The organism is Mycobacterium sp. E183 (genome assembly GCF_001667735.1).
Lineage (GTDB): Bacteria > Actinomycetota > Actinomycetes > Mycobacteriales > Mycobacteriaceae > Mycobacterium.
Genome location: NZ_LZJN01000178.1, coordinates 13,718 through 36,775, shown reverse-complemented (window position 1 = coordinate 36,775; position 23,058 = coordinate 13,718). Strand labels below are relative to the sequence as shown.

Below are 23,058 nucleotides of genomic sequence, written 5' to 3'. Positions count from 1 at the left end.
GGGCCGCCGAAACAGCGGATACGGGTCGGCGTTGAGTTCGACGTCGTAGGGGTCGTAGAACACCTCACTCGCAGTCTGGACACCCATATGCCTGCAACTCCCTCCAACCGACGCATCCGACCGTTCGTCGGACGGACTACTGGTAAGTCAGGACAGCACGCCACTGGGAGCCGCAATAACCTAGACACGCACAACCCTGCTCATCCTCAGACTGCGAGTGAGGTGTTCTACGACCCCTACGACGTCGAACTCAACGCCGACCCGTATCCGCTGTTTCGGCGGCTCCGCGAGGAGGCGCCGCTGTCGTACAACGACCAACACGACTTCTACGCGCTGAGCCGATTCGACGACGTGCATGCGGCGCTGAATGACCATGAGACGTTCAGCTCTGCGCGGGGAAACATTCTCGAGTTGATCAAGGCTGACATGCCGATTCCGCCCGGCGTGTTCCTGATGGAGGACCCGCCCCTTCACGACATCTATCGCCAGAGCCTTTCTCGCATGTTCACGCCACGCAAAATGCGCGAGGTCGAGGCCACCGCGCGGCAATTCTGTGCCGAGAGTCTCGATCCGTTCGTTGGTACCGGGGGCTTTGACTTCATCGCCAATTTGGGTGCCGAGATGCCGGTGAGAGTCGTGTGCAGGCTGCTGGGAATTCCCGATGAGATGCGGCAGGAGGTCCTTGACCTCGCCGAAAGTCACGTCAACACCGAGGCCGGCGGACAAATGAAAGCCGCGTCCACAGGGCTGGAAACCGGGCAGCTGTTCGCCGACTACCTCGATTGGCGCGCTGAACATCCCTCCGACGACGTGGTCACCGAATTGCTCAGCGTCGAATTCACCGACCTCGATGGCACCAGACGGGGGTTGACCCGCGAGGAACTGCTGATTTGCATCACGCTGGTCGCCGCGGGCGGCGCCGAGACAACGACCCGGCTAATCGGTTGGGCGGGCAAGGTTTTGGCCGAGCACCCCGAGCAGCGGCGGGAGCTGGTCGCCGATCGCAGCCTGATTGCCGGCGCAATCGAGGAGCTGCTGCGTTTCGAACCCCCCGCGCCACACATCGCGCGCACCCTCACACGCGACGTGGACTACTACGGACAACACGTGCCGGCCGGCAGCATCATGATGTTGCTCGCCGGTGCCGCAAACCGCGACCATCGGCAATTCCCGCCCGATGGCGACGTCTTCGACCTTCACCGCAAAGCCGGAGCCCATGTCGGCTTCGGTGTTGGCGTGCACTATTGCCTGGGAGCGTCGTTAGCCCGGATGGAGGGACGCGTGGCGCTCGATGAGGTGCTCAACCGCTTCCCGGAGTGGGACATCGATATGTCTGCGGCACGCATGACCACGACATCGACAGTCCGCGGCTGGGAAACTTTGCCGGCCGTCCTGGCATGAAAAGGTCGCGCCTGGTCTTTGATCCGCGCAAAAATAACCAATCGCGGCGCCATGACTCAACATTCGGTCTTGATGACGTGACCTGGGTAAATTAGCTACGCCCACCTGGCGTACCCAACTACCCTTTCCGACAGATGTGGATCGACCAGCCGTCGGGGTGAGGCAGTCGGCGAGTTCGGCGGGCTGTTCGGGGCGATAGTCGTTCCGTAGGTGGCCAGGTCGACCTCGACGACCTGGCGGGTTGCGGCATCGACCCAGCCGGGCGGGGGTCGGAAGAACCGGCGGATCACGGCACCTACCCGCCGCCGAGTTTCCCCCCACGCTGGGCGGCCGCGGTGGCCGGCAGGATCGGCGCCGGCGGCTCGCCGGTCTGCCCGTGACGCAAAATACCCGCTCGGAGACCTGCCGGGCGAGGTCCCGCGTCTTGTCGGTGCGCGGATTTAAGCTCGCGATGCCCTGGTAATCACGGAGTCCGAAAGGGAGCCGCCGCCATGCGATTCCTGCACACCGCCGACTGGCAGCTCGGCATGACCCGGCACTTTCTCGCCGGTGATGCTCAGCCGCGGTACTCGGCTGCCCGGCGTGACGCGGTGGCCGGCCTGGGGGCGCTGGCGACGGAGGTGGGCGCCGAGTTCGTCGTGGTCTCCGGCGACGTCTTCGAACACAATCAGCTTCCCCCGCAGGTCGTCGGGCAGTCGTTAGAAGCCATGCGCGCCATCGGGATTCCGGTCTACCTGCTACCGGGCAACCACGACCCGCTCGACGCGTCCTCGGTGTACACCAGCGCCCTGTTCACCGCCGAACGTCCCGACAACGTGGTGGTGCTCGACCAGGCCGGCGCCCATCGGGTCAGGCCCGGGCTGGAGATCGTCGCCGCGCCATGGCGATCCAAGGCGCCGACCACCGACCTGGTCGCCGACGTTCTCGAAGGCCTCGCGCCCGAACCGGTCACCCGGATCCTCGTCGCGCACGGCGGGGTCGACGTCCTGGACCCGGACCGGGACAAGCCCTCCCTGATCCGCCTGGCCACCCTCGACCGCGCGCTGGCGACCGGTACGGTGCACTACGTTGCACTGGGGGACAAGCATTCACGGACGAATGTCGGTGACAGCGGCCGGATCTGGTACTCCGGTTCGCCGGAGGTCACCAACTTCGACGACGTGGAATCCGACCCCGGTCATGTCCTCGTCGTGGAGATCGACGAGAGCGACCCGCGTCGCACCGCCTCGGTGGAATCACGGCATGTCGGCCGGTGGCGCTTCGTCACCATGCATCACCAGGTCGACACTCGCCGTGACATCGCCGACCTCGACCTGAACCTGGACCTGATGGCAGACAAGGACCGCACCGTGGTGCGCTTGGCGCTCACCGGATCCCTGACGGTCACCGATCGGGCGGCGCTGGATGCGTGTCTCGACAAGTACGCGCGGTTGTATGCCTGGCTCGGCCTGTGGGAACGCCGCACCGATCTGGCGGTAATCCCGGCCGACGGCGAATTCAGCGATCTGGGTATCGGGGGATTCGCCGCCGCGGCGGTCGACGAGCTGGTGGCGACCGCGCGCGAGCCAGCCTCCGATGCTGCCGCCGACGCGCAGGCGGCGCTGGCGCTGTTGCTACGCCTCACCGACCGGGGCGCCGCATGAAGTTGCACCGCCTGACCCTGACGAATTATCGCGGCATCGCGCACCGGGAGATCGAATTTCCCGACCACGGTGTCGTCGTGCTGTGCGGCGGCAACGAGATCGGCAAGTCGTCGATGATCGAGGCCCTCGATCTGCTGCTGGAGTCCCGGGACCGCTCGACGAAGAAGGAAGTCAAGCAGGTCAAGCCCACCCACAGCGACGTCGGATCCGAGGTTAGCGCCGAATTGAGCTGCGGCCCTTATCGTTTCACCTATCGCAAGCGGTTCCACAAGAAATGCGAAACCGAACTGACGATCCAGTCGCCGCACCGCGAGCAGCTCACCGGCGACGAGGCGCACGAACGGGTCCGCGCGATGCTGGCCGAGACGGTGGACAGCGATTTGTGGCACGCCCAGCGGGTGCTGCAGTCGGCGTCGACCGCCGCGGTGGATCTCTCCGGTTGCGACGCCCTGTCGCGCGCGCTCGACGTGGCGGCCGGCGACGCCGCGGCGTTGTCGGGCACCGAGCCGTTGCTCATCGAACGCATCGACGCGGAATACGGACGCTACTTCACCCCCACGGGGCGTCCCACCGGGGAATGGGCCGCGGCGATCACCCGCCTGGCCGACGCCGAGGCCGCGGTCGCGGAGTGCGCGGCGGCGGTCGCCGTGGGCGACGAGCGGGTGGGTCGGCACGCGGCCCTGACGCAACAGGTGGCCGACCTGTCCCAGCAGCGCATCGCCGCGCGCCCCCGGCTCACCGCCGCGCAGCAGGCCGCGGAAAAGGTCGCCGAACTCACGGGGCAAGCACGCGAGGCCGAGTTGATCGCGACCGCCGCGGCGGCTACTAGCACGGCGGCCACCACGGCCCGCACCTCGCGTCTGCAGCTTCTCGCCGAAATCGCTACCCGCACAGCGGCTGTCGTGGCTGCCGAGGCACAAGCGAAAGAGGCCGCCGACGCGCGCGCGGCGGCGCAGGCCGAGGCCGAGGCCGCCGCGGCCGCCGCCCGGCAAGCCGCAGAGGCCGTCGCGGATCTGCATCACCGCGCCGAATCCGCCCGCCGCACCGTCACTCAGCTCGCCGACCGCGAGGAGGCCGAGCGGCTGAGCGCCCGGTTGGCCAAGATCGACGCGATCCAGCGCGACTGCGAGCAGGTGTCCGCGGAACTCGGCGAGATCGCGCTCACCGAGCAGCAGCTGCGCCGGATCGAGACGGCCGCGTCCGCGGTCGATCGCATCGGCGACCAGTTGGCGTCGACGTCGGCGGCGGTCGAGTTCGCCGCCGCCGCGGACATCGAGCTGTCCATCGATGGCGAACGGGTCGCGTTGTCCGAAGGCCAAACCTGGTCCATCACGACCACCGGGCCCACCGCGGTCGAAGTCCCCGGCGTCCTGACCGCGTGGATCACTCCCGGCGCAACCACCCTCGATGTCCAGGCGAAACACGCTGCGGCGCAAGAGGAGCTGTCGGCCGCGTTGGCCGACGCGCGGGTGGCCGACCTGGCCACGGCCAGGGCCGCCGATCAGCGTCGCCGCGAACTGGAGGGCAGCCGCGACCAACTGACCGCGACCCTGACCGGCCTGTGCGGGGACGACGAGGTCGACGAGCTGCGTTCGCGACTCGCGCAGCTGCGCTCCGCGCAACCGGCGGACAGCGCGGCTACCGGCATCGGAGCCGCCCGCGACGAGCTTGAAGCGCTTCAGGCGGCTGGCCAGGCCGCGATCGCCGAGTGCGACGGCCGACGCCGGATCGCCACCACCGTCACTGCCCGGCTCACCGAGCTGGCCACCCGCGCAACGGTTCTCGAGGACGCGCTGAAGAACCAGCGTTGCGAACTCGACGCGGCCACCGACCGGCTGGCCCAGGAGCGGGCGTCGGCCGGCGACGACGAACTGGCGTCGGCGGCGGAGACGGCGCTGCGGGCCGCGTTCGCCGCCGAACGTCGGCATGCCGAGCTCGCCGCGGAACTCGCGGCGGCAAGCCCGGACTCGGTGAACGCCGAATTGCGCGCCGCCGTAAAGGAAACGGAAGAACTGCGCGAGCGCTACGAAGAGGCCGCCCGCGCGTTGCGCGAGATCACCATCGAACTGTCGGTGATGGGCAGCGAGGGCCGCCAGGGCAAGCTCGACGCCGCGGAAACCGAACGCGAACACGCCGCCAGTGAGCACATCCGCGTCGGCGGCCGGGCCAGGGCGGCGCGCCTGCTGCGCTCGGTCATGACGCGTCACCGCGACACCACCCGGCAGCGGTACGTCGAGCCCTACCGCGCGGAACTGCAGCGGTTGGGTCGCCCGGTGTTCGGTCCCACGTTCGAGGTCGAGATCGACAGCGACCTCTGCATTCGCAGCCGCACGCTCGACGGAATCACGGTGCCCTACGACTCGCTGTCGGGTGGGGCCAAGGAGCAACTCGGCATCTTGGCGCGGCTGGCCGGCGCCGCCCTGGTCGCCAAGCAGGACGCCGTTCCGGTGGTCGTCGATGACGCGTTGGGGTTCACCGACCCCGATCGGCTGGCGAAAATGGGGGAGGTCTTCGACACGGTGGGCACTCACGGGCAGGTCATCGTCCTCACCTGCAGTCCCGACCGGTACGACGGCGTCAAGGGCGCTCACCGCATCGATCTCAGCGCCTAGCACCGGCGCTGAGCTGCGTCGACCACACCGGACGCGGTGGCCGCCCGCAGGCCCGGCAGAATGGTGTCATGGCGGGCCGACACCGATGACGATGAACGCTAAACGGCGCCGGGTGCAGGAGAAGCTCGCGGCGTTGCCCGGTGTCCGGCCTGTGCGCCGGCCGATCTCGCCGGAGACTAGCGAGGAATTCGACCTGTACTACGTGCGCACCGGCCGCAAGTCGGCGCACCCGCTGGTCATCATCCCGGGCGGTCCCGGGGTGGCGTCGGTGCAGATGTACAAGGGGCTGCGGCGCCGCGCGGCCGCGGCCGGCCTTGACGTCATCATGATCGAACACCGCGGGGTGGGCATGTCGCGGCACGACGACTCCGGTGCGGATCTGCCTCCCGAGGCGATCACCGTGAACCAGGTCGTCGACGACATCGCCGCCGTACTCGACGATGCCCACGTCGAGACCGCCGTCATCTACGGTGCGTCGTACGGCACCTACATCGCCTCCGGGTTCGGCGTGCGCCATCCGGGCCGGGTGCGGGCGATGATCCTCGATTCGCCGCTGCTGTCGCGGCACGACATCGTGATCGTCCGCCGCGCGATTCGCAGGCTGTTGCTCAGGGGCGACAGCCCCGAAACGGCCGCGCTGGCTCCGAAAATGCGCAAACTCGTCGACGCCGGCGTGATGACGGCGGCGGCCACCCAGGTGGTCGCGACGATCTACGGTTACGGCGGAGCCGAGCTGCTGGAGCGACAACTCGACCTGCTGCTGGACGGCCGAAAGTTGCTGTGGTGGGCGCTGTCCCGGTTCGCCACCCTGAGCAACCTGCCGTACCGCTACGAGGAAGACCTGGTGAGCCGCATCGCGTTCCGCGAGCTGAACTACGCCGCCGAACCCGACGGGCTACCGCTCGACCCCGCCGTAGCGGAGCGCGAAGCACGCACGGAGACGGCCACTTTCGAGGACGAGCCCTATGACCTGGTGGCAGAGATGCCGCATTTCGGCTGGCCTACCGTGGTGGTTTCCGGCGGCCGCGATCTGATCACCCCGCCGGCGGTCGCCGAGCGCGAGGCGGCTCTGCTGCCCAACGTGGTGCTGCTGAAGCTGCCCACCATGGCGCACAGCGCGCTCGACTTCCGCGAGCCCGCCGCGATTGCCATCGCCCGAGCGGTGTGGCGGGGTGAGATCGACGCGCTCGCGGCGAGAGCGCCTGCGCTCGACGCCCTTCCGGCGCGTCCCGAGCTGCGGCTGCTGTGGAAGGCGATCGGGGTCGCCGCGACCGTGGAGGGCGCCCTGCCTATCCCGGCGCGGCTGCGTCGCGGGATCAGCCGCGCATGAATCCGATGGCGGTGTAGCGCAGGTCGCCGAGACCGGCGGCGCCGAAATTGGCCAGCGTGCTGCGCACGGCGACGTCGCCGGGGGATTGGGTCAGCGGCAGGCTGAACCCCTCGGCCCAGATGAGCTTGTCGAGGTCGTTGGCCAGGCCCCGCGCCTTGTCCGGATCGAGTTCTTCCAGCGTCCGCTCGATGGCCTCATCGATCTGGGGGCTGCCGATCTTGCCGAAGTTGCTCTCGCCGGTCGACAGGTAGATCTGGGTGAGCGACGAAAGCGGGAAAGCGTCTCCGAGCCAACCGAATTGGGCGATGTCGAAATCCCCGACGTTGATGTAGTTGGTGAAGAACCCGCTGCCGGACCGGGCCACCAGTTCGAGCTTGACGCCGATCTGCGCCAGACTGTGCTGTGCGATCTGGGCGAACTGCCGGCTGCCCTGGGCGTCATAGAACAGGTCGCGGATGACCAGCTGGCGGCCGTTCTTTTCGCGGAACTGGCCGCCCTGCTTCCAGCCCAGGGCGTCAAGCTCCCGCCGGGCGGCGTCCGGGTCGTAGGGGACCACAGAACTGTTGTCCTGGTAGCCCTTCTGGCCCGCGACATAGATGTGGTTACCCAACGCCACCGGATCACTGGTGAGTCCGTATTGGACGACCTTGGCGATGGTGCGCCGGTCGATGCCCTTGGACACCGCGATGCGCAGCGCCTTGTCGGACAGGATCGACCCGGGCGCGCCGTTGAACGTGAAGTGGGACCACGCCGGGGCGGGGGCGCGGCGGATCGAGATTCCCTTCGTGCGCTGCGCGATGGTCAGCTGGTCGACGGTGCCGACGCCGGACGCGTCGATGGTGTTGTTCTGCAGCGCGGGCAGCCGCGCGGCGTCGTCCAGCACCAGGTAGGTGATGTTGTCCAGGCGTGGGCGGGCGCCCCACCATTTCGGATTGCGGGACAACACGATTCGCTGCGTCGTGCGGTCCAGCGACGTGACGATGAAGGGGCCGGCCGACGGGCCGGGCCCCAAGAGTTGGGCCTTGTTGAACGCCTCGGGTGTGGCCGTCATGCTCTTGGGGAACAGCATGCCGTTACCGGCGAACATGCCGCGCCACTCGGCGTACGGCTTGGCGAAGGTGACCACGGCCTGCCGGTCGTCGACACCCCGGGTGACCGACGCGACGCGGTCGGCGCCGCTGGGGCCGGCGATCTCGAATGTCTTGTCGGCGCCGCTGAGAGCGTGGATCTGGCTGGCGATGTCTTCCCAGCTGATCGGAGTGCCGTCGGACCACACGGCCCGGGGGTTGATGGTGTAGGTCACCACCTGCGGTGCGGTGCCGGTGAGTTCGACGCTGGTGAAGTAGTCGGTATCGACCGTGGTCGATCCGTCGGCGCCGAGGATGAACGCTCGCGGCAGGGTGGCCTTCATCATCGCGGCGACCTCGGCCGAATTACCGTCGATGTGTAGGACATTGAAGTTGGGCGGGAAGTCGCTGAGCGCGAGCCGAAGGCTACCGCCGTCTTGCAGGGTGGCGGGGTCTTGCGGGTTGATATCGCTGGTGCTGCCGATCTGGGCGTGCTGGCCGGTTTGCGGCGCCAAGTTGATGGCCGGCGAGCATCCGGAGATGACAAGCGCCATCGCGACGAGCGCCGTCGTGACCCGCCTAGACACGTTTGCCCGGATTCGGTTGGGGTACCGCGCCCAGCAGTCGCCGGGTGTACTCGTGCTGCGGGTTGCCGAACACTTGCCGGCTGTCGCCCTGTTCCACGATCGTGCCGGCATGCATGACCACCACCTGGTGCGCGAGGTGTTTGACGACCGAAAGGTCATGGGAGACGAAGAGGTACGACAGGGCGAACCGCTCTTGGAGGTCGAGCAGCAGGTTGATGATGCCCGCCTGGATGGAGACGTCGAGGGCGGAGACCGGCTCGTCGAGCGCCAGGATCTTCGGCTGCAGTGCCAGCGCCCGCGCGATGCCGATGCGCTGCTTCTGACCCCCCGAGAACTCGGCGGGATAGCGGGCGGCGTCGGCGCGGCGCAACCCCACGATGTCGAGCAGCTCGGCGACGCGCGCGTTGGTCTCGTCCTTACCGAAGCCGTTGGCTGACAAAGGTTCGGCGAGGAGCTCGAACACGGGCAGCCGCGGGTCCAGTGAGGCCACCGGGTCTTGAAACACCACCTGGATGTCGCGGCGCAAGGATCGCCGGTGCGACGCGCTGAGGGTCGCGACGTCGGCGCCGAGGACTTCGATCGAGCCGGATTGCGGCGCAACGAGTTCCAGGATCTCGTGCAGGGTGGTCGACTTGCCGGAACCGGACTCGCCGACGATGCCCAGGGTGCGGCCCTGCCGCAGTTCGAAGCTGACGCCGTCGACCGCGCGGACCTCACCGACGGTCCGGCGCAACACCACCCCCTTGGTCAGCTGGAACGTCTTGACCAGATCGCGCACGCGGACGATCACCGGCGAGTCGCCGGACGTCTCCCCGCGTGCGGAGGTGTTGACACCGTAGATGTCCGCGGCGGTGCGCCCGTTGACCTGGTCGGTGCGGATGCACGCCGCCCGGTGATCCACACCGACCGGCAGCAACTCGGGTTCGGCCGCGCGGCACTCGTCGACGACCAGGGGGCAGCGCGGAGCGAAGGGACAGCCCGGCTCCAGACCCACCAACGACGGCGGCGCGCCGGGGATGGGCACCAACCGGGTGCCCTGCACCGCGTCGAGCCGCGGCACCGAACCCAACAGCCCGACGGTGTAGGGCATCTGGCGATCGCGGTAGAGATCATGCACCCCCGCCGATTCGACGACGCGGCCGGCATACATCACCAGCGCCCGGTCGGCGAACTCGGCGACCACACCCAGGTCGTGGGTGATGATCAGCACCCCGGCGCCGGTGATGTCGCGCGCCGTCTTGAGCACCTCGAGGATCTGCGCCTGCACGGTGACGTCCAGCGCGGTGGTGGGTTCGTCGCAGATCAGCAGGTCCGGGTCGTTGGCGATCGCGATCGCGATCACCACTCGCTGTCGCTCACCGCCGGACAGCTCGTGCGGAAACGCGCGGGCGCGCCGTTCCGGCTGCGCGATGCCGACCAGCTCGAGCAGTTCCACCGCGCGCCGGCGCGCGGCGTTCTTGCCCACGTGCGGCTGGTGGATCTCGATCGCCTCGGCGATCTGGTCGCCAACGGTGTAGACGGGCGTCAGCGCCGACATCGGGTCCTGGAACACCATGCCGACCGTCTTGCCGCGGAAGCGTGACATCGCGTCGTCGCCGAGGCCGAGCAACTCGGTGCCGTGCAATCGCACCGAGCCGCGCACCCGCGCGTACTCGGGCAGCAGGCCCACCGCCGCCAGCGCCGAAACCGACTTGCCCGAGCCGGATTCGCCGACCATGGCCACGACTTCGCCGGGGGCGACGCGATAGCTGATGCCGCGGACCGCGGTCACCGGTTGGCCGTCCGTCGGGAAGCTGACGGCCAGGTCGGTGACCTCCAGCAGCGCGCTCACCGGGCACCACCCCGCAACATGCCGCTGCCGGGGTCGAGCGCGTCGCGCAGGCCGTCCCCGGTCACGTTGGCACACACCAGGATCAACACCAGCACGCCCGCCGGAAACAGGAAGACCCAAGGGAACGTCGTCGCGGACTGGGTGCCGTTGGCGATCAACGTGCCCAGCGAGACGTCCGGCGGCTGGATGCCGAACCCGAGGAAGCTGAGCCCGGTCTCGGCCAGGATGGCCGAGGCGACGTTGAGGGCGGCGTCGATGATCAGGATGGAGGCCACGTTGGGGACCACGTGGCGCAGGATGATGCGGCGGCTGGACACGCCCATGTACCTTGCGGCCCTGATGAATTCGCGTTCGCGCAGGCTCATGGTCATGCCGCGCACCATGCGCGAGCTGATCATCCAGCCGAATCCGGCAAGCAGCAAGACGAGCATCAGGATGTTGGCGGAGCTCTTGGTCCGCGGTGTGACGATGGCGATCAGGATGAAGCTGGGCACCACCAGCAGCAGGTCAACCAACCACATCAGCGCCCGGTCCCGCCAGCCACCGAAGTAGCCCGCGACCGAACCGACGGTGGCGGCGATGCCGGTCGAGATGACGGCCACGCAGACACCGATCAGCATCGACTTCTGCATGCCCCGCAGGATCTGCGCCAGCAAGTCCTGGCCTAGCGCGTTGGTGCCCAACCAGTGCCGGGAATTCGGTGGTTGCAACAACGCGTCGAAGTCGAGGTCGTCATAGGAGTACGGCAGCACCGCAGGCAGCGCGTAGCAGCCGACGAACAGCAGCACGAGCAACGTCAGCGACGCGACCGCCAACCGGTTGCGCACGAACCTGCGCAGCACCAGGGTGCGGCGCGAGGTGAACTCCGCGGCCTTTGGCGTCGGAATCCCCTGGGCGCCATCCACTTTGGCCTCGGATGTCATGACACCCGCACCCGCGGATCGAGGGCCGCGTAGAACACGTCCGAGAGCAGACCCGCCAGCAACACCACCGTGCCGGAGAACAGCGTGATCGCGGCGATGATGTAGGTGTCCTGCGTCGCGATCCCTTGCACCAGCCATTCGCCCATGCCGTGCCAGCCGAAGATCTTCTCGACGAACACCGCGCCGGTGACCAGCCCGGCGACCCCGTAGGCGAACAGGGTGGCCAGCGGGATGAGCGCCGTGCGCAGTCCGTGCTTGACCAGCGCACGCCGGCGGGTGAGCCCCTTGGCGCGCGCGGTGCGGATGAAATCCTGGCCCAGGACGTCGAGCATCGCGTTGCGCTGGTAACGGCTGTATCCGGCGGCGGCCGCCAGCGTCAGCGTGAGCGTGGGCAGGACCAGATGCCGCAACCGGTCCACCAGCTGATGCCAGACGCCGCCGCTCACGCCGGGCGAGGTTTCCCCCGTGTAGTCGAAAAGGTGCACGCCCAGAGCCCAGTTCACCCGCAGCGCGGCAAGGATCAGCAGGTTGGCGATGACGAACGTCGGGGTGCTCAGCACCAGCAGCGCCACCATCGTGACGACGCGGTCGCTGAGTCTGTACTGGCGGATGGCGCCCCAGGCCCCGGCCGCGATGCCCAGGACGGTGCCCGCCAGCGATCCGACGACCAGGAGCCGCAGGGTGACGCCGACCCGGCGCCAGAGCGTGGCACCGACGGGCTGTCCGGTGATGGTCTTGCCGAAGTCGCCGCGCACGGCGTGCGAGGCCCACTGCGCGTAGCGGATCGGTATGGGCTTGTCCAGATTGAGGGAGCGGGCCTTCGCGTCGATCACGGACTGCGGCGGCCGCGGGCTGCGCTGCAACAGGCTGTCCAGCGGCCTGAATGCGACCGACGTCAGGCAGAACGTCAGGAACGAGGCGAGGGCCAGCAGCACGACATAGTTGAGCAACCGGCGCGCCAAGAAACGAATCATCCCCGACCGCACCGCCCGTCTCGCATTGGGACAGGTTAACGAGCCGGGCCCGTACCGGCCGGGTGCGCCGACCGGATCCTTGTGATCGGGCTGATTTTCATGCGTCAATATTCGGTGGCCCGTTGTTAACATCCACCGCGGTGCTGCGACACTCCCGAGGAGGCTGACGTGACGGTTACCGAGGATTACCTGGCCAACAACGCGCAATATGCCAGCACATTCCAGGGTCCGCTGCCGATGCCGCCCGCCAAGCACGTCGCCGTCGTCGCCTGTATGGACGCCCGCCTCGACGTCTACCGCGCCCTGGGTCTCAACGAGGGCGAGGCGCACGTCATCCGCAATGCCGGCGGCGTGGTCACCGACGATGTCATCCGCTCGCTGGCCATCAGTCAGCGGCTGCTGGGAACGCGGGAGATCATCCTTATCCACCACACCGACTGCGGAATGCTCACCTTCACCGACGACGACTTCAAGCGGGCCATTCAAGAGGAGACCGGCGTCAAGCCGGCGTGGGCGGCCGAAGCCTTTCCCGACGTCGCCGAGGACGTCCGGCAGTCGTTGCGCCGCATCGAGAACAGCCCGTTCGTCACCAAACACGAGTCCGCGCGCGGATTCGTCTTCGACGTCGCGACGGGGAAGCTCCAGGAAATCAAGGCATAGCGCTCAGCCGACCTTGTAGGTGGCGAGGGCCTTCGCCACGAGTTTGCCGTGCGCGTCGACGATCTCGGCCTCACAGTTGACCAGCGACCGGCCCCGCCGCAACACCCGGCCCACGCCGATCACGTCGCCGGCCCGGGCCGGCGCCATGAAGTCCAGCGCCATCGACACCGTCACGCCCCGAAGGTCGGGGGGTGCCTGCGCGCCGCACCATGCCGCCGCCATGACGGTGACGTCGGCGAGGGTGGCGATCGCGCCGCCGTGCACCATGTCCCCGATCGTCACGTTGGAGGGGTCCCACGGCAGCCGCAGGCGCACCTCGTGGTCGTCGAGCCGGTCGGCGACGATGCCCAGCTTCGCGACGAACGGCGATTGGGGGAGGAACTGCGCGATGACGTCGCGGCCGCTCGGTGGCGGGCCGGCGGGTGCGGAGTCGGAGGTCATCCGTTCATGCTTTCGCATCGGGCATCGGCCGGAAAAGGGTCACCGCCGGTCTTGACCCGATGCGTCGGATGGGCGTCGTCCGCGCCATGAGCGGCGCCCACTTGACAACCGTCGCCACGAACTGATGCTATAGAGGGCAAAACTGCCAAACTTGACCGACTCTACCAGGTTTAACCGAGGAAGCCATGACCAGCGATCTGAAGGCGGGTCCCGCCGCCGGCCAGTACGAGTTGAGCCACCTGCGCTCGCTCGAGGCCGAAGCGATCCACATCATCCGCGAGGTGGCCGCCGAGTTCGAGCGGCCGGTGCTGCTGTTCTCCGGCGGCAAGGACTCGATCGTCATGCTGCACCTGGCGCTGCGGGCGTTCCGCCCCGGGCGGTTGCCGTTCCCGGTGATGCACGTCGACACCGGGCACAACTTCGACGAGGTGATCGCGACGCGCGACGAACTGGTCGCCGAACACGGCGTGCGCCTGGTGATCGCCTCGGTCCAGGAGGACATCGACGCGGGCCGCGTCGTCGAGCCGAAGCAGGGGCGCAACCCGATCCAGACCGTGACGCTGCTGCGCGCGATCCGGGAGAACAAGTTCGACGCGGCGTTCGGCGGGGCCCGCCGGGACGAGGAGAAGGCGCGGGCCAAGGAACGGGTGTTCAGCTTCCGCGACGAGTTCGGCCAGTGGGACCCGAAGGCGCAACGCCCCGAGCTGTGGAACCTGTACAACGGCCGGCACCACAAGGGCGAGCACATCCGGGCCTTTCCGCTGTCCAACTGGACCGAGTTCGACATCTGGTCCTACATCGGCGCGGAGAACATCGCGCTGCCCTCGATCTATTACGCCCACCGCCGCAAGGTGTTTCGCCGCGACGGCATGCTGCTCGCGGTCGACCGGCACATGCACCCGCGCGACGACGAGCCGGTGTTCGAAGCGACGGTGCGGTTCCGCACCGTCGGCGACGTGACCTGCACCGGATGCGTGGAATCGGAGGCCTCGACGGTGGATGAGGTCATCGCCGAGACCGCGGTGTCCCGGCTGACCGAACGCGGCGCCACGAGGGCCGACGACCGCATCTCGGAGGCCGGCATGGAAGACCGCAAACGGCAGGGGTACTTCTGATGGCCACACCGACGACGCTGCTTCGCCTGGCCACCGCGGGTTCCGTCGACGACGGCAAGTCCACGCTGATCGGCCGCCTGCTCTACGACTCCAAGGCCGTCATGGAGGACCAATGGGCGGCGGTGGAGCAGACGTCCAAGGAGCGCGGCCACGACTACACCGACCTCGCGCTGGTGACTGACGGTCTGCGCGCCGAGCGCGAGCAGGGCATCACGATCGACGTAGCCTACCGCTATTTCGCCACGCCCAAGCGGAAATTCATCATCGCCGACACCCCGGGCCACATCCAGTACACCCGCAACATGGTGACCGGCGCGTCAACCGCCCAGCTGGTGATCGTGCTCGTCGACGCCCGGCACGGACTGCTGGAGCAGTCTCGCCGGCACGCCTTCCTGGCCTCGCTGCTGGGCATCCAGCACATCGTGCTTGCCGTCAACAAGATGGACCTGATCGGCTGGGACAGAGAGAAATTCGAGGCCATCCGCGACGAATTCCACGCGTTCGCCGCGCGCCTCGATGTGCACGACGTGGCCACCATCCCGATGTCCGCGCTGCACGGCGACAACGTGGTGACCAAGTCGGACCAGACGCCCTGGTACGAGGGCCCCGCGCTGCTGTCGCACCTGGAGGAGGTCTACATCGCCGGCGACCGCAACCTGGTCGACGTGCGGTTCCCCGTTCAGTACGTCATCCGGCCGCACACCCGCGAACATCAGGACCACCGTAGCTACGCGGGCACCGTGGCCAGCGGGGTCATGCGTCCGGGCGACGAAGTCGTCGTCCTGCCGATCGGCAAGACCACTCGGATCACCGCCATCGACGGGCCGAATGGTCCAGTGGAAGAGGCGTTTCCGCCGATGGCGGTTTCGATCAGCCTGGCCGACGAGATCGACATCTCGCGCGGTGATCTCATCGCCCGCACCAACAACCATCCCCGGGTCACCCAGGAATTCGACGCGACCGTGTGCTGGATGGCCGACGACGCGACGCTCGAGCCCGGCCGGGACTACGTCATCAAGCACACCACCCGCACCACCCGCGCCCGGGTGACCGGGCTGGACTACCGGCTCGACGTGAACACCCTGCACCGTGACAAGGCCGCAACGGCGTTGCAGCTCAACGAACTCGGTCGCATCTCATTGCGCACGCAGGTGCCGCTGCTGCTCGACGAGTACACGCGCAACGCCAGCACCGGGTCGTTCATCCTGATCGACCCGCACACCAACGGCACCGTGGCGGCGGGCATGGTGTTGCGGGACGTCTCGGCGCAGACGGCGAGCCCGAACACCGTGCGGCACAAGTCATCGGAGGTGGCCGAAGCCCGGCCGCGGGGCAAGACGGTGTGGTTCACCGGGCTCTCCGGTTCCGGCAAGTCGTCGGTGGCCATGCTCGTCGAGCAGAAGCTCCTCGAAAAGGGCGTCGCAGCTTACGTTCTCGACGGTGACAACCTGCGGCACGGCCTGAACGCCGACCTGGGATTCAGCATGGCCGACCGCGCCGAGAACCTGCGCCGGCTGGCGCACGTGGCGGCGCTGCTCGCCGACTGCGGCAATGTCGTGCTGGTACCGGCGATCAGCCCGCTGACCGAGCAACGTGAGATGGCGCGTAATGTGCACGCCGCCGCGGGGTTCGACTTCGTCGAGGTGTTCTGCGACACCCCGATCGAAGAATGCGAGCAGCGTGATCCGAAGGGGCTGTACGCCAAGGCGCGCGCGGGCGAAATCGCGCAGTTCACCGGCATCGACAGCCCGTATCAACCCCCGGTGAATCCCGACCTGCGGCTGACCCCGGAGCTCAGCGTCGAGGAGCAGGCGCAGAGCATCGTCGATCTGCTCGAATCGCGCGCTTAGCGCACGGCTGCGACTGATTGCCGCCGCCGGGTGGCACAATCCTCAGAGTGCGCATGTCGGCGAAGGCGGAGTACGCGGTGCGGGCCATGGTCCAGCTCGCCACGGTCCCCGACGGGACGCTGGTCAAGACCGACGACTTGGCCCAGGCGCAGGGCATTCCGCCGCAGTTCCTCGTCGACATCCTGACCAATCTGCGCACCGACCGCCTGGTGAGAAGCCATCGGGGCCGCGAAGGCGGCTACGAACTGGCCCGGCCGGGCAACGAGATCAGCATCGCCGACGTGCTGCGCTGCATCGACGGCCCGCTGGCGAGCGTGCGCGACATCGGTCTGGGGGACCTGCCCTACTCGGGGCCCACCGCGGCGCTCACCGATGTCTGGCGGGCGCTGCGCGCCAGCATGCGTTCGGTGCTGGAGGAGACGACGCTGGCTGACGTCGCCGCCAACGCGCTGCCGAAGCACGTCGCCCAATTCGCCGACGACTATCGAACACAGGAAAGCGTGCGTCACGGCACGCCCCGCGCCGGCGAATAGGCGCTAGCGCTGGCCCCCCGACCCGTAAGGGCGGGTGAGTATCTCCATGGCATGGCCCGAGGGGTCGAGGAAGTACACCCCGCGCCCGCCGTCGTTGTGGTTGATCTCGCCGGGCCGTTTGGCGCCCGGGTCCGCCCAGTGCTCGAGGCCTCGTGACCGGATCTTTCCGTAGATGGTGTCGAAATCCTCTTCGGACACCAGGAAGGCGTAATGCTGCCGCGGGATCTCCGCGCCCTCGGGAGCGTCCGCATAGTCCAGGTTGGCGCCGTGCTCGAGCTGGACAACCATGAAGTGGCCGAACGGTTTTGGGCTGGGCAGGCCGAACAATTCGGCTAGAAACGACGCGGACTCCTGCTTGTCGCGAGCGGCGACGATGGTGTGGTTGAAACTGATGGCCATAATTCCTCTTTACTCCTTGACGAGCGTGCGTGTTTGCGCGCCGACACGCCGTCTCCGCCGTCGTTCCGCGCACGTTCGCCACAACATGGCGTTCTTATTTCGGCGCCGTGAGCTCCAGGGCGATGTTGTCGGGATCGCGGAACTGCAGGATGTAGGACGGGCCGATGTCTTTCACCGGTTCGTGTGCGATGCTCAGCTCGTCGAGATGCGCTGCCGCAGAGTCTAATTCGTCCTTGCTGGCGACCCGGAACGCGATGTGGTCGAGCCCGGCGCGATCCTCGTCGAAGCGATCGGTCGCGACCGGCCGCAGCCCCAGCAGCGTGCCGCCGAGGTCGTAGATGACCCCACCGAACAGGAAGCTCAGCTGTTTGCGGGTGGCCTCGTCGGCGTTGTCGGGTACCTCCAGCAGGACCGGCCAACCGAACACGCTCTCGTAAAACTGCCGGGATCGCTCGATATCGGTGACGGTGAGGCGAACGTGCGCGATCGAACTGCTGGTGAAACCCATCTGCTCCATGCTGCCACTTGCGCCACCGAATGTTTACCGGTCATGCCAGAATCGCCGCGTGCGAACTGCGATGACGCTGCCGGTGATGGAGCCGGACTTGAATGCGGGAATTTTGGAGGACTGGGCGCGCGCGATCGACGACGGCCCGTTCTCGTCATTGTGCTGGGGCGAGCGCATCGCATTCGAGAACCCGGACAACCTCACGCTGCTGGGCGCGCTGGCCGCCTGGACGAGCCGAGTGCGGCTGCTGACGACCGTGATCGTGCCGCAGCTGCACGACCCGGTCATGCTGGCCAAGGCGCTCGCAACCGGGGACATGCTCTGCGGCGGGCGGCTGAGCGTGGGCATCGGCGTTGGCGGGCGGCACGAGGACTACCACGCCGTGGGCGCCGACCCGGCGACCCAGACCATGCGCGACATGGCCGAGCGCGTGGCCGTGATGAAGCGGGTGTGGGCCGGTGAAAAGCTCACCGAGTCGGTGCTACCGGTCGGGCCTGCGCCGGTGCAGCCCGGCGGTCCGCCGCTGTTTGTCGGCAGCATCGGCCCGAAGACCATCCGCAGCGCCGCTTCCTGGGCCGCCGGGCTGGCGGGGACGACGCTGGACCTGGACGTCGCCAAACAGAACGAGCTCTTCGACGTCGCCCGCGACGCGTGGGCGCGGGCGGGCAAGGGCGAACCGCACCTGGTGACGTCGTTCTGGTTCGCGTTCGGGTCGCCCGAAGAGTCCCGAGCCCAGGTGCATCGTCATCTGCGGCGCTACATGAATTGGATACCGCCGGAATACGTCGACGCCATGGCGCCGACCACCGGCTGGGCGGGCACCGAGGACGAGCTGCTGGAAGTGCTCCGCAAGTTCGAGGCCATCGGCACCGACGAGGTACAGCTCATCCCGACGAGCTCCGACATCGACCAGCTACGCCGCGCGGCGGACGTGGCCGGCCGGCTGTAAAGGGCTTGGCCCGACGGCGGCGACCCGCAGCGCCCGGCTTCGCCGCGCTTGCGATCGCCACTAGGCCGACGCGCGCTCTTCCCCGGCGGCGGGCTGCTGCGGGGGCTGCCCCTTGCGTAGCGTCGCCATCAGCTCGCGGTAAGGCCCCACGAGATAGACCGTGTCGCCGCCGCGGAGCCAGGCGTCCCGACGCGGATGCAGCTCCACGGGCGCGTCCTGCCGGGTGATCGCGATGACGCGGGTCTGGGTGGACAGTTCGAACATCTTCAGCCCGTCGAGCTCGCTGCCGGGCGCCACATGCATTCCGCCGACCATGAAGGAGCGCTGCCCGACCGAAAAGGTGCCGAGCACCTGCAGGCCCATCGCGGCGCCGATGAACCATGGTGCGGCGAGTTCGACGGTGGATCGGACGTTCTCGAACCCGAACCGCTGCGCCACCGCGGCCCCCAGCTTCCGGTCGTACACGCGCAGCACGAGGGGAACGTCGGGCCGCACGACGTGCGGCATCACCCGCGGCCCCAGCATCTCGCGCAACACGATGCCGGTCTCGATGTTCACCATGTCGTCCTGTGTCAGCACCGCCACCGCGCGGGCGTGCTCGACGCGGGCGGCCTCCAGCGTCTTGCGCAGCGTGGCGTCGCCGAAGATCACCGGCACGTCGAGGTCGGCGGCCGTCGACAGGAAGCGGTTGTTCTCGTCACGCTCGATGACGGCCACGTCGTATCCGGCCGACCTCAGGTCGGCGACCACCCGGCTGCCGAACGAGCCGAGCCCGACGACGATGACGTGGTTGCGCAGATGGCGGGCCCGGCGGCGTCCGACCGAGTGGGCGAATCGTCGCGATATCAGCAGGTCGGCGATGAATGCGACCAGGAGCGCCGTGGTCGTCACGCCCGCGAACATCAACATGATGCTGTAGAGCCGCAGCCAGGTGGGCTGCTGAAGGAAGCTGAAGTCGCCGTACCCCACGGTCGCGATCGTCTCGGTGCTGAAGTACAACGCGTCGAGCCACGTCATCTTCGGATTCGGCTGGTAGCAGAAGCGCAGGACCACCGTCGACCCGAGCAGCAAGCACGCCGCGGCCACGAGGGCCCGCCCGAACATCGGGTTGACGTCGTCACGCAGCGCGCGCACGCCGTCGAGTGTCCGCCGCAGCCGGGGCAGGCGGTAGCGCGTCACGGTGGGGCGCGGGACCTTGATGCCGCGGGCGGCCAGTTCGTCCGCGGTGCCGATCATCGCGGTCCAGTCACCGGCGTGGACCGCCAAATCACGGCCGGGGCACGACACCACCTCGCCCGGGGTCGCGCAGTCCTCGCCATGGATCACCGCCACCGGTGCCAGGTCACCGTAGATTTCACGCAGCGTCGCGCTGTACGGCGCCTCGGCGCCCGAGACGACGAACTCGATGCCCGCCGCCTCGAACGGGTGCACGGTGTGCGCCAGGCAGGCCTCGACGACCGAGGGCGCCGCAAGGTCGGCGACGTCCAGGATCGCTCCGGGGCGCTTGTCGGCGGCCATCGCCGTCCGCAACACGTCGTTGCCCAGCCGCGCCACCACCCGCACCCGCGGGTTGACTTTCCTTGCCAGCAACGCGATTTCGAGATTCGTCGCGTCGTCGTCACCGACGCAGATCACCGCGCGGGCGCGGGCGACTTCCGCGTGTTCGAGTTCGCCGGCGGTCCTGAGCTTGACGATGTGCACGCCGGCGTTGTTGAGCTCCTCGACGATCGTGGTCGCCAGCGCGTCGTCACCGCTGACGATGATGTGACCGCGCATGGTTACGCACCCTTCCGGGCGTACGGCATACCCACCTCTGAGACGTTGGCGTTCGTTCCTATGACTATCGGGCACCGTGCCGTTTCATGCCAGCGCGACACCGGACGCGCCAGCGGCGAGGTGAATTGCCACGAGGCCCTGCGAGGGATTCGATAGCGGTATGACGCCGCCGGAACTGCCCGGGCCGCTCGCCGCCTTGACCCGGCTCATCTCGGAACGCATCGCCGCGGCCGACTTCGCCGGGGCGTTGCCGCTGATGAACGAGCTGGTTGCCGTCTGCCGCCCGATCTTGGGGGAGCGTCACCCCAACGTCTTGGACATGAAGCTCGCGCTGGTGCACCTGCAGCTCCAAATGGGCGACCAGGCCGGCGCCTATGCCGCCCTCGAGCAGCTGGTGCCCGAACTCGAGCAGCTGCTCGGCCGCGATCACATCACCACGTTGACCGCACGCCACATGTTCGCGGACCGGCCCCAGCGCGAGGCGCGGGCCGCGCTGGCCGAGTGGTCACAACTGCTGGCCGACGAAGAACGGGTGCTGGGGCCCGAGCATCCCACCGCGCTCACGTCCAGGGACCGGGTGGCGCAGAAGCGCAAGGAGCTCGGGGACTATGCGGGCGCCATCGCCGAGGGCGAGCGGGTCCTCGAGGCCCGCCGCCGGGTGCTCGGCGAGCACCACGAGGACACTCTGGGTATGCGCATGGCGCTGGCGCAATGGCACGGCGAATCGGTCGACGGTCCCGGCGCGGTGGCCGAGCTCGAGTCGCTGGTCGAGGTGATGCGCGAAAAGCTGGGCGATGACCACCGCCACACGCTGATCGCTCGGCACACCATCGCGCTGTGGGAGCCCGAACCGGACGACTGCCGCGACAAGGTCGCCACCTGGCAAGCCCTGGTCGACGACGAAGCGCGGGTCTTCGGCGACGACAATCCCATCACCGTCGCCGCCCGTGAGGAACTGGCCAAGTGGCGCGACCGCGCGGAGGAATACCGATGGGTGACCGAGACCCGTGATCGGGTCGAAGGGGCCATCAAGCGCCGTCTGCGTGCCAAACATCAAGCCACGCAGCGATTTTCAGACGAGGAATACCTGCGGTGCTGGCTTGCCGAGCGCGGCGCCCAATTTCCGGTATGGGCAGGCCATTACGGCGGCGACGCCGTCTGGGACTTCTCCCCGGAGTCCCTGGACGCGTTGGAAGAGCTCGTCATCCAGAAGGGCGCGACCCCAGAGCAGCTCCTCGACGAGGAGCGGAATGCGCCGTTCGTCGATGGCGCCGTGTGGTATCTCGGGGAGGTGCTGCGCCGCGGACGGTCCCTGCCGTGGCAATACACCCGCGGTGACGCGGCAGATCCCACCGTCGGCTACGTCGACGTGTTCGAAGCCCTCACCCGGGTGTTGCACTCCGTCGACCGCGGTGCCCTGCGCCGCACGTACGACCGCTTCACGGCAGCCCAGTGATACTGGGTTGGTGCCTTTCATCGAATGCGTCGCGTCCCGCGAGATCTACCGGAGCCAGTGGATGGTGCTCCGCGAAGACGACATCCGTCGCCCTGACGGCAGCCCCGGCATTTACGGGGTGGTGGACAAACCCGACTATGCGCTGGTGATGCCGTTCGACGGTCACCGCTTCCGGCTCGTCGAGCAGTTCCGGTACCCGCTCGGGGAGCGGCGGTGGGAGTTCCCGCAAGGCACCGCCCCCGGCCTGACGCACACCGAGCCTGCCGAGTTGGCCGAGCGTGAGCTGCGCGAGGAGACCGGCTTGAGCGCGACGTCGTTCGAGGTGCTGGGCCGGCTCGATGTCGCTCCGGGCATGAGCAGCCAGCGCGGCTGGGTGTTCCTGGCGACCGGGATCGTCGAGGAGGGGGAACCGGACCTCGAGCACGAGGAACAGGACCTGCGCAGCGCCTGGTTCGACCGCGACGACGTCGAGCAGATGATCCGGTCCGGGGTGATCGCCGACGCGCAGTCGATCGCCGCCTACGGCCTGTTTCTGCTGCGGCGAGCATGAACGATGCGGGGACCCGCCGGGTCCCCGCATCGTGGTGTCAGGTTTCAGGCCGAGGTGACGTACTGCGGGCAGTAGGCCGAAGCGGCGTCGACGGCGAACGTCTTGGAGCCCTTGGCGCTCAGGCCGGTCGCCTGGGCCACCGCGTTGATGACCTCCTTGCTCGAGTGACCCTGGTCGAGGGCGTTGCACACGGCGTGCGCGTCCTTGACCGCGACCGAGGCGCTCGGCGGGGTGATGCCATCGGCGGCCAGCTGGGCGAGGAACGCGTCGTCGACCGAGCTCGCGCCCGCGGTGCCGGCGAGGCCGAGCGCGGCCAGGCCCAGGGCGGCGGTGCCGACGACGGAGGCGGTGAAACGGCGAGTGAACATCGGGGTCTCCTAGTGCTGATTTGGGTTTCTCGTGGACGCTGGGTGCGTTGATCACAGAATCAGCACGGGGGCTTAACGGGTTCTC

At 68.2% G+C, this 23,058-nt stretch carries 20 protein-coding genes; 11 read left to right on the top strand and 9 right to left on the bottom strand.

The window, feature by feature from the left end; all coding sequences use genetic code 11:
* Nucleotides 1-222: 222 nt before the first annotated feature.
* From A5691_RS21090 to A5691_RS21075, 4 genes are all read left to right on the top strand, one after another.
* Nucleotides 223-1,401 (top strand): cytochrome P450, encoded by a 1,179-nt coding sequence (locus A5691_RS21090; protein ID WP_068017986.1) that lies wholly within the window; start codon nt 223-225, stop codon nt 1,399-1,401.
* Between the two features lie 491 nt (nt 1,402-1,892).
* Complete coding sequence (locus A5691_RS21085) at nt 1,893-3,044, top strand: exonuclease SbcCD subunit D (RefSeq protein ID WP_067781532.1); 1,152 nt, start codon at nt 1,893-1,895, stop codon at nt 3,042-3,044.
* A complete protein-coding gene (locus A5691_RS21080) occupies nt 3,041-5,656 on the top strand; it encodes an ATP-binding protein (protein WP_068266780.1) in 2,616 nt (871 codons plus the stop codon). The genes A5691_RS21085 and A5691_RS21080 overlap by 4 nt, the downstream gene beginning before the upstream one ends.
* Before the next feature lie 85 nt (nt 5,657-5,741).
* On the top strand, nt 5,742-6,986 hold the full coding sequence (locus A5691_RS21075; RefSeq protein WP_067761201.1) for an alpha/beta hydrolase: 1,245 nt from the start codon (nt 5,742-5,744) through the stop codon (nt 6,984-6,986).
* Here the strand turns inward: A5691_RS21075 and A5691_RS21070 are convergent.
* Genes A5691_RS21070 through A5691_RS21055 form a run of 4 tightly spaced genes read right to left on the bottom strand, consistent with a single transcriptional unit; the run spans nt 6,973 to nt 12,368 of the window.
* The gene (locus tag A5691_RS21070; RefSeq protein WP_067761202.1) at nt 6,973-8,607 is read right to left on the bottom strand and encodes an ABC transporter family substrate-binding protein; all 1,635 of its coding nucleotides are present in this window, start codon (nt 8,605-8,607) and stop codon (nt 6,973-6,975) included. The genes A5691_RS21075 and A5691_RS21070 overlap by 14 nt on opposite strands.
* A 25-nt stretch (nt 8,608-8,632) precedes the next feature.
* Nucleotides 8,633-10,471: an ABC transporter ATP-binding protein gene (locus A5691_RS21065; protein ID WP_067783845.1), complete on the bottom strand. Its 1,839-nt coding sequence runs from the start codon at nt 10,469-10,471 to the stop codon at nt 8,633-8,635.
* Nucleotides 10,468-11,394, bottom strand: a complete 927-nt coding sequence (locus tag A5691_RS21060; protein WP_067761207.1) for an ABC transporter permease — start codon at nt 11,392-11,394, stop codon at nt 10,468-10,470. Before A5691_RS21060 ends, A5691_RS21065 begins: the two co-directional genes overlap by 4 nt.
* Nucleotides 11,391-12,368, bottom strand: coding sequence for an ABC transporter permease (locus tag A5691_RS21055; RefSeq protein WP_067761209.1), 978 nt, complete (start codon nt 12,366-12,368; stop codon nt 11,391-11,393). The genes A5691_RS21060 and A5691_RS21055 overlap by 4 nt, the downstream gene beginning before the upstream one ends.
* 168 nt (nt 12,369-12,536) lie before the next feature.
* Between A5691_RS21055 and A5691_RS21050 the strand changes: the two genes are divergently transcribed.
* Nucleotides 12,537-13,028, top strand: a complete 492-nt coding sequence (locus tag A5691_RS21050) for a carbonic anhydrase (protein ID WP_067275944.1) — start codon at nt 12,537-12,539, stop codon at nt 13,026-13,028.
* Between the two features lie 3 nt (nt 13,029-13,031).
* On the opposite strand, the gene A5691_RS21045 is transcribed toward A5691_RS21050, so the two are convergent.
* Complete coding sequence (locus A5691_RS21045) at nt 13,032-13,469, bottom strand: PaaI family thioesterase (RefSeq protein WP_067761215.1); 438 nt, start codon at nt 13,467-13,469, stop codon at nt 13,032-13,034.
* A 185-nt stretch (nt 13,470-13,654) separates the two neighbouring features.
* On the opposite strand from A5691_RS21045, the gene cysD reads away from it, so the two are divergent.
* Genes cysD through A5691_RS21030 form a run of 3 tightly spaced genes read left to right on the top strand, consistent with a single transcriptional unit; the run spans nt 13,655 to nt 16,967 of the window.
* Nucleotides 13,655-14,584 carry a sulfate adenylyltransferase subunit CysD gene (gene cysD / locus A5691_RS21040; RefSeq protein WP_067761222.1) on the top strand — a complete coding sequence of 310 codons (930 nt, stop codon included), beginning with the start codon at nt 13,655-13,657 and terminating at the stop codon, nt 14,582-14,584.
* On the top strand, nt 14,584-16,434 hold the full coding sequence (gene cysC / locus A5691_RS21035; protein WP_067761224.1) for an adenylyl-sulfate kinase: 1,851 nt from the start codon (nt 14,584-14,586) through the stop codon (nt 16,432-16,434). Before cysD ends, cysC begins: the two co-directional genes overlap by 1 nt.
* Nucleotides 16,435-16,481: 47 nt before the next feature.
* The gene (locus A5691_RS21030; protein ID WP_067275957.1) at nt 16,482-16,967 is read left to right on the top strand and encodes an RrF2 family transcriptional regulator; all 486 of its coding nucleotides are present in this window, start codon (nt 16,482-16,484) and stop codon (nt 16,965-16,967) included.
* A gap of 3 nt (nt 16,968-16,970) precedes the next feature.
* Here A5691_RS21030 and A5691_RS21025 read toward each other — a convergent pair whose 3' ends face one another.
* Both A5691_RS21025 and A5691_RS21020 read right to left on the bottom strand, forming a co-directional pair.
* Nucleotides 16,971-17,366 (bottom strand): VOC family protein, encoded by a 396-nt coding sequence (locus A5691_RS21025; protein ID WP_067761225.1) that lies wholly within the window; start codon nt 17,364-17,366, stop codon nt 16,971-16,973.
* A 94-nt stretch (nt 17,367-17,460) separates the two neighbouring features.
* Complete coding sequence (locus A5691_RS21020) at nt 17,461-17,874, bottom strand: VOC family protein (RefSeq protein WP_067761247.1); 414 nt, start codon at nt 17,872-17,874, stop codon at nt 17,461-17,463.
* A 70-nt stretch (nt 17,875-17,944) separates the two neighbouring features.
* Here A5691_RS21020 and A5691_RS21015 point away from each other — a divergent pair, with 70 nt between their 5' ends.
* Nucleotides 17,945-18,823 carry an LLM class flavin-dependent oxidoreductase gene (locus A5691_RS21015; RefSeq protein WP_068015962.1) on the top strand — a complete coding sequence of 293 codons (879 nt, stop codon included), beginning with the start codon at nt 17,945-17,947 and terminating at the stop codon, nt 18,821-18,823.
* Between the two features lie 60 nt (nt 18,824-18,883).
* Here the strand turns inward: A5691_RS21015 and A5691_RS21010 are convergent, their stop codons facing one another.
* On the bottom strand, nt 18,884-20,599 hold the full coding sequence (locus tag A5691_RS21010; protein WP_067761232.1) for an NAD-binding protein: 1,716 nt from the start codon (nt 20,597-20,599) through the stop codon (nt 18,884-18,886).
* Nucleotides 20,600-20,759: 160 nt separating this feature from the next.
* Between A5691_RS21010 and A5691_RS21005 the strand changes: the two genes are divergently transcribed.
* Together A5691_RS21005 and A5691_RS21000 are read left to right on the top strand one after the other, a co-directional pair.
* Nucleotides 20,760-22,055, top strand: a complete 1,296-nt coding sequence (locus A5691_RS21005) for a tetratricopeptide repeat protein (RefSeq protein WP_067783855.1) — start codon at nt 20,760-20,762, stop codon at nt 22,053-22,055.
* A gap of 61 nt (nt 22,056-22,116) precedes the next feature.
* A complete protein-coding gene (locus A5691_RS21000) occupies nt 22,117-22,605 on the top strand; it encodes an NUDIX domain-containing protein (protein WP_231969136.1) in 489 nt (162 codons plus the stop codon).
* Nucleotides 22,606-22,649: 44 nt separating this feature from the next.
* Here A5691_RS21000 and A5691_RS20995 read toward each other — a convergent pair whose 3' ends face one another.
* Nucleotides 22,650-22,973, bottom strand: coding sequence for a DUF732 domain-containing protein (locus A5691_RS20995; protein ID WP_067303584.1), 324 nt, complete (start codon nt 22,971-22,973; stop codon nt 22,650-22,652).
* Nucleotides 22,974-23,058 lie beyond the last annotated feature (85 nt).

Bases quoted from the DNA above. Each gene is read 5' to 3' on its own strand.
- A5691_RS21045 (WP_067761215.1), bottom strand. From the start codon at position 13,469: ATGACCTCCGACTCCGCACCCGCCGGCCCGCCACCGAGCGGCCGCGAC.
- A5691_RS21010 (WP_067761232.1), bottom strand. From the start codon at position 20,599: ATGCGCGGTCACATCATCGTCAGCGGTGACGACGCGCTGGCGACCACG.
- cysC (WP_067761224.1), top strand. From the start codon at position 14,584: ATGGCCACACCGACGACGCTGCTTCGCCTGGCCACCGCGGGTTCCGTC.
- A5691_RS21015 (WP_068015962.1), top strand. From the start codon at position 17,945: ATGACGCTGCCGGTGATGGAGCCGGACTTGAATGCGGGAATTTTGGAG.
- A5691_RS21000 (WP_231969136.1), top strand. From the start codon at position 22,117: ATGGTGCTCCGCGAAGACGACATCCGTCGCCCTGACGGCAGCCCCGGC.
- A5691_RS21070 (WP_067761202.1), bottom strand. From the start codon at position 8,607: ATGGCGCTTGTCATCTCCGGATGCTCGCCGGCCATCAACTTGGCGCCG.
- A5691_RS21055 (WP_067761209.1), bottom strand. From the start codon at position 12,368: ATGATTCGTTTCTTGGCGCGCCGGTTGCTCAACTATGTCGTGCTGCTG.
- A5691_RS21080 (WP_068266780.1), top strand. From the start codon at position 3,041: ATGAAGTTGCACCGCCTGACCCTGACGAATTATCGCGGCATCGCGCAC.
- A5691_RS21020 (WP_067761247.1), bottom strand. From the start codon at position 17,874: ATGGGTTTCACCAGCAGTTCGATCGCGCACGTTCGCCTCACCGTCACC.
- A5691_RS21075 (WP_067761201.1), top strand. From the start codon at position 5,742: ATGACGATGAACGCTAAACGGCGCCGGGTGCAGGAGAAGCTCGCGGCG.
- cysD (WP_067761222.1), top strand. From the start codon at position 13,655: ATGACCAGCGATCTGAAGGCGGGTCCCGCCGCCGGCCAGTACGAGTTG.
- A5691_RS21025 (WP_067761225.1), bottom strand. From the start codon at position 17,366: ATGGCCATCAGTTTCAACCACACCATCGTCGCCGCTCGCGACAAGCAG.
- A5691_RS21005 (WP_067783855.1), top strand. From the start codon at position 20,760: ATGACGCCGCCGGAACTGCCCGGGCCGCTCGCCGCCTTGACCCGGCTC.
- A5691_RS21060 (WP_067761207.1), bottom strand. From the start codon at position 11,394: ATGACATCCGAGGCCAAAGTGGATGGCGCCCAGGGGATTCCGACGCCA.
- A5691_RS20995 (WP_067303584.1), bottom strand. From the start codon at position 22,973: ATGTTCACTCGCCGTTTCACCGCCTCCGTCGTCGGCACCGCCGCCCTG.
- A5691_RS21085 (WP_067781532.1), top strand. From the start codon at position 1,893: ATGCGATTCCTGCACACCGCCGACTGGCAGCTCGGCATGACCCGGCAC.